Source organism: Psychrobacter sp. TB55-MNA-CIBAN-0194 (genome assembly GCF_040309505.1).
GTDB lineage: Bacteria > Pseudomonadota > Gammaproteobacteria > Pseudomonadales > Moraxellaceae > Psychrobacter > Psychrobacter fozii.
In genome coordinates, this window is sequence record NZ_JBEOOW010000001.1 from 315,637 (window position 1) to 328,477 (window position 12,841).

Annotated in this window: 9 protein-coding genes; 3 read left to right on the forward strand and 6 right to left on the reverse strand. The window is 40.4% G+C overall.

The annotated features are described in order from the left end of the window. Positions 1–471, reverse strand: a complete 471-nt coding sequence (locus AAEY75_RS01230; RefSeq protein WP_197216990.1) for a MarR family winged helix-turn-helix transcriptional regulator — start codon at positions 469–471, stop codon at positions 1–3. 366 nt (positions 472–837) lie between these two features. On the opposite strand from AAEY75_RS01230, the gene AAEY75_RS01235 reads away from it, so the two are divergent. Both AAEY75_RS01235 and ppc read left to right on the forward strand, forming a co-directional pair. Continuing rightward, the gene (locus tag AAEY75_RS01235) at positions 838–1,854 is read left to right on the forward strand and encodes a bile acid:sodium symporter family protein (RefSeq protein WP_197216988.1); all 1,017 of its coding nucleotides are present in this window, start codon (positions 838–840) and stop codon (positions 1,852–1,854) included. Positions 1,855–2,379: 525 nt separating this feature from the next. Further along, positions 2,380–5,154, forward strand: coding sequence for a phosphoenolpyruvate carboxylase (gene ppc, locus AAEY75_RS01240; protein ID WP_197217315.1), 2,775 nt, complete (start codon positions 2,380–2,382; stop codon positions 5,152–5,154). Positions 5,155–5,346: 192 nt separating this feature from the next. Here the strand turns inward: ppc and AAEY75_RS01245 are convergent, their stop codons facing one another. The 5 genes from AAEY75_RS01245 to AAEY75_RS01265 all read right to left on the reverse strand — a co-directional run bounded on the left by AAEY75_RS01245 (position 5,347) and on the right by AAEY75_RS01265 (position 11,358). Further along, positions 5,347–6,075, reverse strand: coding sequence for a hypothetical protein (locus AAEY75_RS01245; protein ID WP_197216985.1), 729 nt, complete (start codon positions 6,073–6,075; stop codon positions 5,347–5,349). A 118-nt stretch (positions 6,076–6,193) separates the two neighbouring features. Next, the gene (locus AAEY75_RS01250; RefSeq protein WP_197216984.1) at positions 6,194–7,399 is read right to left on the reverse strand and encodes a DUF6708 domain-containing protein; all 1,206 of its coding nucleotides are present in this window, start codon (positions 7,397–7,399) and stop codon (positions 6,194–6,196) included. Between the two features lie 121 nt (positions 7,400–7,520). Continuing rightward, positions 7,521–8,675, reverse strand: a complete 1,155-nt coding sequence (locus AAEY75_RS01255; RefSeq protein ID WP_197216982.1) for a DUF6708 domain-containing protein — start codon at positions 8,673–8,675, stop codon at positions 7,521–7,523. A 68-nt stretch (positions 8,676–8,743) separates the two neighbouring features. Then, on the reverse strand, positions 8,744–9,796 hold the full coding sequence (locus AAEY75_RS01260; RefSeq protein ID WP_197216980.1) for a hypothetical protein: 1,053 nt from the start codon (positions 9,794–9,796) through the stop codon (positions 8,744–8,746). Between the two features lie 158 nt (positions 9,797–9,954). Then, positions 9,955–11,358 (reverse strand): SH3 domain-containing protein, encoded by a 1,404-nt coding sequence (locus AAEY75_RS01265; protein WP_352257912.1) that lies wholly within the window; start codon positions 11,356–11,358, stop codon positions 9,955–9,957. A 465-nt stretch (positions 11,359–11,823) separates the two neighbouring features. On the opposite strand from AAEY75_RS01265, the gene AAEY75_RS01270 reads away from it, so the two are divergent. Next, entirely contained in the window at positions 11,824–12,822 is a 999-nt protein-coding gene (locus AAEY75_RS01270) for a formylglycine-generating enzyme family protein (RefSeq protein WP_197100395.1), read from the forward strand. The last annotated feature ends 19 nt before the right edge of the window (positions 12,823–12,841 follow it).

Genomic DNA, 12,841 nt, shown 5'->3' on the forward strand with positions numbered 1-12,841 from the left:
TTATGCGGAAGCTAATTCTTCTGAATTTGAGCTATTCTCGCCTGGTGTAAAACCACCAAACGCATTGCGTAGCTCATGAGTAATCCTGGCAAGTTGCGTCGCATTTTCAGACCCTATCGCCTCATATATTTCTTGATCTAATTCGCGCCATACCTCATAAATCTGCGTTAATAGACCTTTCCCGTGCTTGGAGAGCTTGAGGACGTTACTGCGCAGCTCATGCTCATCGACACGCCTTTCGATTAAACCCGCTGTCAATAAGCGTGCGGTCATCGTGCTCATACTTGCAGCAGACAATCCAAACTCGTCAGCCAACTGCACTTGTGATGCTTGCCCCATTCTTCCGAGCGCATCTAACACGCGTGCTTGACGCGGCATAACCTCCAAAGGGGTCAGTTTGGTACGTAGACGCTCTTCGATGAGATGACCACAATGCAAAAAAAAGTGAAACTGATAAGGTTGATTAGGCATATTAGATATTATTTAGTTAGCATGTTAATTGTTAGTATACTAACTATATAACACTATTGCAAAGAATGACGTTAATCTGCATAGCATTTTATACATATGCTTCATAAATAAAGTGTTATGTAGATTACATACACTAAATCATAAGGAATTATAACGGCATCTAAAATTGTGGAATTTAAAGAAAGGTAACGATATGGTCAGCTATCCGTAATTTTTACCAAATAATCCCCTCTGTATCAAAAATGGAAAATATTTAAAGTTGTCATAATAGCAACTTATTGTTGGCTAAAAATACCCCAAACCTATTGGAAATACAACGGTTTTAAACTTATACTTTAGTATTTTTCGACTTAGAAGGAGTGAGAGATGCAGTTTTTAGGGATGATAAGTCAGCAATTGAGTCGATTTACAGCATTGGTTATTATTTTGGCAGCGGCAGTGACATTTATAGAGCCTGCGACTTTTTCTTGGGTAACAGGCGATACCCAAGTCATCGTGCTGGGTGTCATCATGCTTGCTATGGGCATGACGTTAGGCAAAGAAGATTACAAAGTATTGGCCAAGCGCCCACTAGATATTTTTATTGGTTCTATCATTCAATATACCGTGATGCCAATATTGGCAATTGGCGTGGCAAGACTGTTTGATCTCTCACCCGGCTTGACACTCGGTTTAGTCTTAGTCGGCACTTGTCCAGGTGGTGTGTCTTCGAACATCATGAGCTATCTGGCTAAAGGTGATGTTGCGTTTTCAGTAGGTATGACCACTGTCTCAACCATCATTGCGCCTTTAGTAACACCACTTTGGTTGAATTATTTGGTAGGTCAATCTGTAGAAATGGATGGCTGGGGCATGTTCCGCTTTATGCTTCTAGTGACGTTGTTACCAGTCGCTATTGGTTCTATGCTAAATATTTTATTTCACAACAAGCACTGGTTTAATGATGTACGTGCCATTATGCCAGGCGTTGCTGTCTTGGCTTTTGCCGCGATCGTCGGTGGCGTTGCAGCCGTATTTGGCAGTCAGTTTTTACAATCAGGATTGGTTGTCATTTTAGCCATTGCCGTACACAATATCATCGGCTATGTATTGGGCTACTACTCAGGCGCATTCTTTGGTATGAATAAAGCCAAAAAACGCACCATATCGATTGAGGTTGGGGTGCAAAATGCAGGATTGGCCACGGGTTTAAGTACCAAGTTTTTCCCTGGTAATGCAGAATCTGCCATCGCTGCTGCCGTTGCTTGTATCTGGCATTCTGTATCCGGCTCTGTATTGGCAAATATCTTTGCTTGGTGGGATAAGCGTCAGCAAGCAAAATTACCTACTACTATCGATGCGGAAGCCATCGTAGATCTTGGTAAACCCATCAAAAATAGTTAATATTATTGAAAAAGGTAAGACTAAAAGCACCACGCTAGGGCGTGTCATCCATCTTTCTGATATAAAGACCCACAATCTAAAGGATGATACGCCCTAGATTATTGGCTACTAGCCAGCTAATTCAATATAGTCAAGTCCATATAAATCCGCTACATCGTCATCCTCGCTAAGCATACTAATGTATAACTTGCACTCGGTTTCCTTGTATCGAAATTATATTGAACCGACTATAGCAATACCCTTGATCGCAACTTCATATCTTAAAGCAACTTTATTAAACGACAGTGAATTCATTTTGAAGTACTGTCGTAGAGTGAATGTAAGTTGTTTGATAATTTTGATAAGTTCTAAATGCATTCCGCGAGAAAAATTTATACCAGTGGCACATTAGTTTTGCTATGGTTAGTGTGGTAAATTGCTTGGACAGTCAAAATAATAAAAGCAGCCAATGAATACCCGTCAATAACAATATATTAAAATCATGATTTTCATATATTGCCAACCCATTTAATGAGAAGGTTAATGATGACTATAGATAATAACGTATTACGTGAGCGCATCAGCTTATTAGGATCATTTTTAGGCGATGCGATTTCTCGCCAAACTGGCGAAAAAACAATTCACACGATTGAAACTCTACGCAAAGGTTTTATTCAACAACGCCGTGAGCCTAACGAGGAAAACAAGCAGCAGCTCATCGACTTCATTGCCTCTTTAGACAATCAAACCTTAAAAAATGTCATCCGTAGCTTTTCTATCTATTTTTTCCTTGCCAATCTAAGTGAAGAAAACTACCTACGTGAGCAACGCCACGCCCAACGCATGCAGTCAGAACATAGCTGGGAAGGCTCGTTCCGTCGTACGCTACTTGAGTGCCGTGAGCGCAATATCGAACCTGCCCAAATGCAAGAGCTGATTGATCAGCTAAAGTTTATACCTGTATTCACCGCCCATCCTACAGAAGCTCGTCGCCGCACAACGATGAACATGTTGCAAAGCCTATTCACACACAGCGATGCGCTAAACAATCTGGATAAAAACAGTGTCGCTTACGAGCAGGCAAAAGACCAAACCGCACAAACGATTGACTTATTATGGTCATCTGATGAAGTGCGTACACGTAAGCCATTGGTTTATGATGAAATCAATAATGGACTGCACTACTTTAATGCCAGTTTGTTTAATGCCATTCCTAAAGTGTATCGCAATATTAAAAAAGCCATCATTGATATCTACCCAGAGCTGACAGACTATCCACTACCTGCATTTATTAGCTTTGGCTCTTGGATCGGTGGCGACAGAGATGGCAATCCTTTTGTGACTTTTGAAACCACAGAACGTGCCGTCCTAATGCATGCAGACACGGTGTTGCGTCACTATCAAGTGTTGATCAAAAAACTGCGCCGCCAGCTCATTCACAGTGATACGATCGTGACGGTCGAGCCTGAGGTGTATGCCAAAATCAAAAGTTATGACGAACTCGATCAGCGAGTATTTGACTACAATCTCGATGATTACAGCAACGAGCCTTATCGTCGACTGCTCTCTATCATTCTTGCTAAAGTCAAAGCCACCAATCGCCGCATTCAAAGCAAAGGCACGGATATCGAGGCCGAAAAAGACGCTTACCGCAATCCAGAAGAGTTATTAGAAGACCTACGCATTATCCGTCATAGCGTGAATACTCATGACACAGCACATGCAGATGGGTTATTGCTCGATGTCGTTCGTCTGGTCAAAACCTGCGGCTTTCATTTGGCGGCGCTCGATATCCGTCAGGAGTCGTCTTATCATAGCGAAGTCATTGCCGATATTTTTGCCAGTGCCTCTAACCTACCAGACTATCAAGCGCTCAGTGAAGTAGAGCGTCGAGAGTGGCTGACACGCTTGCTAGAAAAACCGGGCACACCGCTCATTTATACTGACAACCTAGCAGACAAAACACGCGAGCAGTTAGCGCTGATGAATTCAGTCGCTACCCTACGCAAATTGGTTGGTCAAGACACCTTTGGCAGTTACGTGATTTCAATGACTAATAATGCCAGTCAGCTACTAGAAGTGTTGCTGTTAATGCGATTTGCAGGCTTATGTACGATTGATGCTGACGGTCAATTGTCTGCTGACCTACCTGTCGCACCGTTGTTTGAGACCATCGAAGATCTTAAAAACATCGATAAAATCTTGCCTGCCGTGTTAGACAACCCACTGTATCGTGGACTGCTACAGAATACCGATAACACGCAAGAGATCATGTTGGGTTACTCAGACTCATCGAAAGATGGCGGCATTATCACTTCAGCATGGCAGCTTTATAGTGCACAGCAAACCATCAACCATATCGCTGAGCAATATGGCATCAAAACACGACTGTTCCATGGTCGCGGCGGATCTGTGAGCCGTGGTGGTGGGTCAACGCATAATGCCATCGCTGCACAGCCCGCTGGCACGCTACATGGTCAGATTAAAGTGACTGAACAAGGCGAAGTGCTATATGCTAAGTATGCCAATACGGATACCGCTGTATTTGAGCTGACCATGGGTATCACGGGCACACTCAAAGCCTGCTCTTCAAGGTTTGTGGTGCAACCTACTGAGTTACCAGAGTATGAAGCGCTGTTTGCACGCTTAGCAGACGCAGGTGAACAACGCTATCGCGAGCTGACCGATCATACCGAAGGGTTTTATAAATTCTACTCGCAAGTGACGCCTGTTCAAGAAATCTCTCTGTTAAACATTGGCTCACGTCCTGCCCATCGCAAAAAAGGCCTACCAAGTAAAACTACCTTGCGAGCGATTCCTTGGGTGTTTGGCTGGTCATTGGCACGCTTTACCCTACCTGCTTGGTATGGCGTCGGTAGTGCGCTGCATAGTGTCAAAGCTGACGAAGCATTAATGAAAGAGATGAATAAGCACTGGCCATTTTTTAGCGTGTTTATCAGCAATATCGAAATGGCTTTTACCAAGTCAGAGATGAATATTGCCGAGGCTTATAGCCAACTGTGTGATGATGAGCCGTTACGCGAAAAAATCATGACAGCTGTCACCGATGAATACACGCTGACCAATTCAGGCTTAAACTCTCTGCTTGAACAAGACTCTTTATTATCCAATCAGCAAAACCTTGCTTCATCCCTGCAATGGCGTGACGCTTATCTAGACCCGATCAACTATATACAGATTGAGCTGTTAAAGCGTTCTAGACAAGCAGAGGACTCAAATGATAGCGAGAACCTGCAAGTTGAAGACCCATTAATCCGTAGTATCAATGCGCTAGCAGCAGGCTTACGCAATACTGGTTAGAATGGCTGTCGCATAAACAAGATACTGATATAGATTACCCCTAAATATTGAGGTTCCGTGAGCGGAGCCTCAATTTTTTCATTATGCTTGAATATACTTCAAAATAAACAGCTTATTTTTAGTAGTACTAGAGATAAGCATGTCAGCTAAGATAACTGGTCGCATTCAAACGGGCTTGGCAGGTAATCTTATCTAGACCAACTGACAAGACACCATGTTCCATTGAGTATCCATATCCGCTTGTACTAGGGCATCATGCAGTGCATCGGACACAAATACATAACTCATCAACAAGGGGTCGTGCCATAGATCTAGCTCGCAGTTTAGTGCTGATTTACTAACTAATAGTTGTTTGTCTTTGATAGGTATACTGGTTGCGTATCTTTGCTTGCCATCAAAGCTAGAACTAGCATAAGAGGAAAATGACTCGTTCACCTGAGGGTGCGGGTATTGAATGTATTCTCGTCTTTCACACAGATTAAGAAAATAAAAGGTCTTGTCACTACACAGTTGCTGGGTCTCAAGGCTATAGAGTTGCACTGGCGTGAGCGTACTTTCCCCTAAGCGAAAATGCTGTAGCAACTGAGCACAGGCTTGGGTAAGCACAACGCCACCACTTCTCACTTTAAAGATATATTCAGAGGATGGCGGTAGCTTGGTGTCACTACCCTCTACCCACAAACTGTCTGGTAAATGCTCAGTCTTAAAGAAGTATCTACCTGCTCCTGATAGCTCTAACCTATCTTCTTTGTACGTATTTTTTATTTCTAATAACTTAGGGTCAGCTGTTTTTTCCCTACTTTCAAATACTTTCCAATACTTAGGAAAGTCATATTTTTTACTATTAGCAGGATAGATATCGTAAAAATTAATAGACGTTAGCTTAAAGCCCGCCAGCCAGACGTTGTTTGTATTGCTCATTTATTTTTCCTTAGTTATAGCGTGTCCTCAATTAGCACATTAATATATTTAGTGGCCTTAAAATGGCTAAAACCTCTCCAATTAATGTCTGCAGACGTGACAGCATAGATCAGACTTATCAAGATAACCATCCCAAACTAACCACATACCAGAGTTTGCCGACCATACTTGGATAGTCACCATGTGGTCTCGCCGCGCCCATCAGATCTATGATAAAAGCGCCCACAAACATCATGACAATAGTCGCAATAGCAATACCGACACTATAAACCACCGTCTTCCACATAGGCTGATTGCGCTGCTCAAGGTTGCCTGCTGGTAAATCCTTGTTTAAATCATAAGGGTCATTGGGATCAATCTGACATTCCGCTTGAATATCTGAGCTAAAACGGTGACGATAGCTGGTGAGCATAGAAATCACTCGTCCTGCATAGCGCAGTGCTAATAACGGCAGGATAACCAATGTCACTGGTTGAAATTCAAACGTGCGTTCAGGATACTCCATATTTTCATGGTCATGATGCACTTCATTGAGTATCAAACGCTTAAATGACATGAGCGGTGTTTCACGTTTTTTATGAATGGGATAGATATAACGTATGGCTTCTTTGACTTCTTTTAGTTGCTGATCATCGCCTTCCATATAACGACGAATAAACTCAAAATAGCTGATTAAGCTTTTATCAAAGACATCATTTTTAAAAGCGAGCGCAAACATACCTGTCACGGTTTCGCCATCTTTATCCAAGGCAACCGCTCTGATGTCTCTGTCTTCACTAATATAGGCAATAAAAAAGGTCAATTCGTCCCAGTTATATACCTCTACTTTACGGTTATATTGACGGACATAGACCTTACGGGTTTTACGGTTAAATCGGATAGGAGAATGCCATGTGGTAAATAACTCGGTTGAGAGTACATTTATTAATGGAACAAAGAATAGAAGAATCATAGAAAAAGCAAGAATAAGACAAACACTTAAATACACAATATTAAAATCTGTTATAAATCTCATTATCGCAAAGATAATACCGTTGCTAACAGACAGTCCAACAAACCCTAAAGCCAGCCCCCATCCTACCGCATCGCCACGTCTTCTTTCATTGCGCCCCGTGGTTTCTAGATAAGTTGAATTAAACTGTACAACCGTTTGTTGAGGGTGCAATGGCACATCGTAGGTTGTATCTTTTTCTAACGGTACTCTTTTACGGATGCCTTTTACATCATCAAGCTTTTGCCCAACTGCCTGATAACCAGGGGTCAAAAATGGTGGCTTCTTGGTCAGTCGAAACCGACCTTCCATGTCTACAACATATCCGCTCATTATTCATTGTCCTAAATTTCTATGGCTGCGCTGTTTTCTGCTTTACAGAGACATGCTAGAAGATGTTTTTGCCCATATCATCAGAATTTTATACTTTAGGCGTTGCAACTAAAAATCCAGTCTAAATCCACCGAAATAACAGCAAATCCCACAGTATTTTAAAGAAGCTGGGATAATCACCATGTGGTCGCGCAGCACCGATTATATCAATAATAATAGCGAGTATCGATAAAGAAGCAAGCGTTGCAACCACCATCATCACGACATAGAATACTTTTTCTAATAAGGTAGCAGGCTTTATGAGCGCTGGTATCGGTGGGTTTTTATTTAAGTCAAATTTATCGTTGGGATCTACATCACACTGAACTTCTATCTCAAAAGGGAAATGCGGCGTGGTAGACGTTAATACGGCTAAACGACGTCCCAATAGCTTTAAAAACCAAAAAGGAATATTAATCATAAACGTCCAGTCTAACTTTAAAGTGTCTTCTGGATATTCCATATCATAGAAATCTTGATGATATTCAAATAAAGAACGCTGTACACTTTCTTTAAAGGTTTCTTTACGTTGATGGACGGGAAAGATATGACGGATACTACTGGCTACCTCAGCGAGCTCGCTATCATCTTTGGCAGACATATAGCGATTAACAAACTCAAAATGGCCATATAAGACCTTATATACTCTATCGTATCGAAAAGGCAGACTAAAAGTGCGTTGGATAATACCCTTGTCATCCACATCGCTGCAGCGGATATCCCATGGTGCATTGACATCGGTCTGCATTTGTATCTTTAGACTACCCCAGTCATAGGTTTCTACTTTTTTATTGGCACCTATGACGTAGACTTTGCCCTCTTTACGATTAAAACGAATGGGGAAATAGGTGTAGGTAAATAGCTCTCTGCTAAGACGTCTTAATAAGACGTAAATAAATCCAAACCATATAAGATCTGCTACAATATAAAATAAGGTGGAGAAGCCAAGTCCACTTTTATTAAACTCAGAGAGCATAATATAACTAACAACACCTAAACCAACAGTGGCTACTAAAGAAAGAAATAATTGACTCCAAACAATCTCGCCACGGATAGAGTCCCACATGTCTACCAGCTCCATATAGGTGCTATTAAACTGTACGACAGTACGCTGCGGACGTAGTGGATAATCAAGCTTCTGATATGGGCGCAGCTCATGTTGCAAGTTATCTACTTTATAGGCTTTACCTAAGGTATCGTAGGTTCCGTTTTTTCCGCGGCCTATCATGTCGATCATCGTTTTACTCCGTCATCCTCTTTAAAGCATCGTCATGCGTTTGGATGGCTTGTTTATTGTTGTTTTATCTAAGCAATCACCAGCATCACATATAGTATCGAACCGATAAACCATGTCGCATTCACTGCTATGCCTGAGTACCATTTTAGTTTGACCTTTGTATTTTTATTATCAAAAGCAGCTTGGCGCGCTGCGGTGACAGGCAACACATTGTATGGGTTGTTTTTTCTATCCCACTTAAGCCGACGCTGCACTTCAGGGTGCAATGCAGGATTGGCACTGGATTGATAGATGTTACCTTCGGCTAGATCTAAGTAGCTGACGATACAGGCTCGTGACCACCCCATTAGATTTATGTCATGATTGGCATTAGAGTAATAGACGTCTTTTGATACCTGCACAATGTCAGCGCAGGCCAGTAATGAGCGACTCATGTCTGTTGGGCATTCTTGAGCATATTCGATATTTAAAGGTAGCTCATCTGCTGGACGTTCCATATAGGTACGGATAAACGCCCATTGGTCGTAGGGGTTGAGTCTATGATCATCAAATTTAATCGAATGAATCAATTCGTCTGTTGTTTTATCAACAATATGCAAGTTGAGAGACTCAAATTTAGTACCTTCATTACCTCTGACAGAGGCAATGATATTTTGATAATCAATCAAATGAAAGATAGGTTCTTGCTTTTTATTATGTTCATAATAGGCAATTTCTTGAGTACTTTTTAGTAGCAGAATTTTGTAGTAGCGAGACTTTTTAGTTCTAAGCTGTTTTAAAGTTAGAATAGGTGCAAACCCAAAAATTGAAATAATACTAAAAAAAAGTATTATATCTATCCATTCGATTATATAGTTAGGTGATGGATGTAATGCTATAGTAGTAAAAATAAAAAGCATTTGGCCAAACAGCCATAATGATCCATAAGATGCCAACAAGGATACATTTTGGATAGAGTTTATTGACGGGTGGAATAATAAATAATCTGGGTTAATTTCATGTATAAGCCCACTTAGCCTATATACACTGTATTCTTGCTCGTTGAAGTCAGTAATCTTACCTTTGTAAGGACGGCCAATTATTTTACCTATAGGAAGCTGTTGAGGTATGGGTAATATCATATCGGAACTCAATTAAACTTTATTATCAATTAGCTTATTTTTACTAAACATTATTAAGTGCTATCCAAGCAACGAGACTGGCGTTAACCGCGATCGCCACTATCCATCTGATATTTATTTGCCAGTTTTTACCATCAAAAGCTTTTTGAGCCTCTTCATCAATCAGAAATCGGACTCAAATCACGCTTATCTATCCAACCGAACTTAGTACCCTCTTTATAAGCAACTTTCACCCAGTCCTCATTTTGATCAACAGCTTCAATTAAATCACCTTTGATGTAATAATTCGGTTTGGATCTAGACTTGAATTTTTCATTGAGAATTTCTGCTTGATCTGTTTTGACCGTGTACTTGGTCGGAGGCAAAGGACAGTTTCTGACAAGCTCATCAGCTTCTGTTGGATATGAACCAATCAGGGTAATAAAATCATCTATACTAGACTTATTGTGGTCAATACAATAATACTCTTCACCAGTTGCTATAGAACCCTCAGTTGATGCGTTTGCTATATACCACTTACCGTTTTCAAATGTATAGTAAAAAGTATATTCAGATCTCCCTGTAGAATATTGAGTACTTATAATAAATCCCGAGTAGTCTCGACGCGGTAATATGTTGGATAAAGACCAACCTGTCTCAGTGGTATAGCTTTGCGTACTCAAGCTCAGTGTGTATTTACCACTTTTGTCTCGAGTAAGTACATAGAGTTCATTGCCCTGAAAAAAATCATTATCGTCATTAATACGACTAACCACTAAGTCGTCTATGTCATCCGCATTGACATCGAAAGTAAATATTTCAAACTGATCTTTTGGTAAGTCTTTTTTGATTTCCTGCAAAGATAGCAGCCCATTAAAGGTGAACGCTTCAATCGTGCCATACATTGGCTGCTTAGGATATATTTCAGTTGCTGCTTTAGTAGCATCTTCTATATCCTTAGCCTTGTAGACTTCTTCAGAATTAATTTTGTTTGAACCTTTGTTATTTGATTTAGCAAAATTTACATAAAACTTAAAAGGATCTTGGTCTATATCCTCTTTTGTATTAATAAGCTTCCACGTACCATCAAAGTAATAAACCAATTTTTTTGGATTGTCTTTTATATAGTAGGGAGAGTCGAGATCCTTAGTGAAAACTAAGTCACTTTTATCAATAACCCTAACAAAGATCTCAAAGTTATTTTTTATTTCGTTCAGCGTTAACGCATTAACATCATCTACAACTGAGTCAAATTCAGACATCTTATTTGGAATAAAGAGATTATTTTTAGGAAACAAAAAGACCTGAATATCTCCAAACCTGTTGCTATCACTATATATACAACCGTAGTCAGGATAATAAAAATGACCTTCATTGAAAGTGAATAAATTATTCCCATTACATTTGATTATGCTGTCAAAAGACACTTTCTGATTTTTAACGATAGTTGCCTTATCCTGCCCTAGTGTGCGGTCAGTATTCTCTAGAGTACTATCATTTGGATCGTTAGCAGGAGAATTAACTGAACAAGAGACCAACATTATCGAAAAACATATGAATAACGGTTTTAAAATTTTTGACATTTAGAGAGCCTTTCCATCATCGAAGGTACATTCATATTTATTGCTACCGTAGTCGATTTGACCTAAACCAACCAGCGCAAATGAGACAAGTCCGCCGTCAGTGGCGACTATGCTTGACCAATGCAGGTAAGGATTTATATATGGCTTTTTTTATTTGGATATCTTTAGGCTGGCTATTGGGAATCATCATTCACATACATGCTATATTTAATCGACTATATTCTATTTTTATTTATATACCAAAGCAAGGCTATAAACCAATATTATAAACAGCCAGTCTTTATAAAATATACAGTCGGTTTAATCTCTCGTTTTAGATAGGGCTTGTTATATACAGTAATTTGTCGCAATATATTGAGCATATTTCGACTATTATCCAATTTTAAATATATTTTGACCAAACGAAAATGATTTAAGATTAGATATTTCGCCTTATTTTTTTATAACATATAACTGCCTACTTCTATGACTTTAAAGCCCCTGCTCGTATCTTTATTTATCTTGCCTTTATGTACCCTCTCTGCCTGTGCTAACACGCCTACTACCTCAACGGACAGTAATGGCGTACCGCAAACTCGTAGCAATCTAACGGCAGATGAACAACAGCAGTTAGACGATTTTATAGTTAAGCAAAAGGCTAATATGCGCTTCATCGAAGGTGGTAGTTATGAGATGGGTGACTTTGGGCATAAAGTCACTATCAATGGTGGTGGTCCTATTAGCACCAGTAAAAATAATAAGCCTCTTCATAAAGTAACGCTTGATGGCTTTAGTATGAATGCTTACAAAGCGACTTATGGTGATTTTGATATCTATAGTATGGCAACAGGACAAGAGAAAGTCGGTACTCAGGTCTACATGGAAGCAATACGTCAACCTAATGCAGCAGCTGGTATTAATTGGCAAACTGCTCAAAACTACTGTCAGTGGCTTGGTCAGCAGCTAGATGTACCTATGAGTCTACCGACTGAAGCTCAGTGGGAGTATGCCGCGCGTAATCGTGGTAAATATGTGCTATTCCCAACTGATAACGGATGGATAAACGGTGGGCGTAATATAGCTACATTTGACGAAATGAGTGAACTCTCAAGTAAGTATCGCACCAGTTTAGCTATACCTACTGTCGGTCTGTACCCGCCCAATACATTAGGACTGTATGACATGACCAATCAAAACCTTGAGTGGATGACTGACTGGTATAGCGAGGATTATTATGCTAACAGTCCTGAGCATAACCCAAAAGGCCCTAAGACAGGCACTAAAAAAGTCGTACGCTCTGTCAATGCTGATTGGGGAGATGCACAAAATGTACGAGCCAACGGGTCAATTACTATCATGCGAATCAAACGCTTGCCAACAGCGCCTGTTGATGAGTTTGAAAAGCAAGAGAATGAAGGTAAGACCAATTATGATTATAATACATCAGCTCGCTGCGTCGCTAATAGCTCGCAGGATATAAGCTGATCACCTTTAGTATCATGAC

What these genes read in the sequence shown, in the direction of transcription:
- AAEY75_RS01265 (WP_352257912.1), bottom strand. Translation starts at nt 11,358, where the DNA reads ATGTCAAAAATTTTAAAACCGTTATTCATATGTTTTTCGATAATGTTG.
- AAEY75_RS01235 (WP_197216988.1), top strand. Translation starts at nt 838, where the DNA reads ATGCAGTTTTTAGGGATGATAAGTCAGCAATTGAGTCGATTTACAGCA.
- AAEY75_RS01255 (WP_197216982.1), bottom strand. Translation starts at nt 8,675, where the DNA reads ATGATCGACATGATAGGCCGCGGAAAAAACGGAACCTACGATACCTTA.
- AAEY75_RS01250 (WP_197216984.1), bottom strand. Translation starts at nt 7,399, where the DNA reads ATGAGCGGATATGTTGTAGACATGGAAGGTCGGTTTCGACTGACCAAG.
- AAEY75_RS01245 (WP_197216985.1), bottom strand. Translation starts at nt 6,075, where the DNA reads ATGAGCAATACAAACAACGTCTGGCTGGCGGGCTTTAAGCTAACGTCT.
- AAEY75_RS01260 (WP_197216980.1), bottom strand. Translation starts at nt 9,796, where the DNA reads ATGATATTACCCATACCTCAACAGCTTCCTATAGGTAAAATAATTGGC.
- ppc (WP_197217315.1), top strand. Translation starts at nt 2,380, where the DNA reads ATGACTATAGATAATAACGTATTACGTGAGCGCATCAGCTTATTAGGA.
- AAEY75_RS01270 (WP_197100395.1), top strand. Translation starts at nt 11,824, where the DNA reads ATGACTTTAAAGCCCCTGCTCGTATCTTTATTTATCTTGCCTTTATGT.
- AAEY75_RS01230 (WP_197216990.1), bottom strand. Translation starts at nt 471, where the DNA reads ATGCCTAATCAACCTTATCAGTTTCACTTTTTTTTGCATTGTGGTCAT.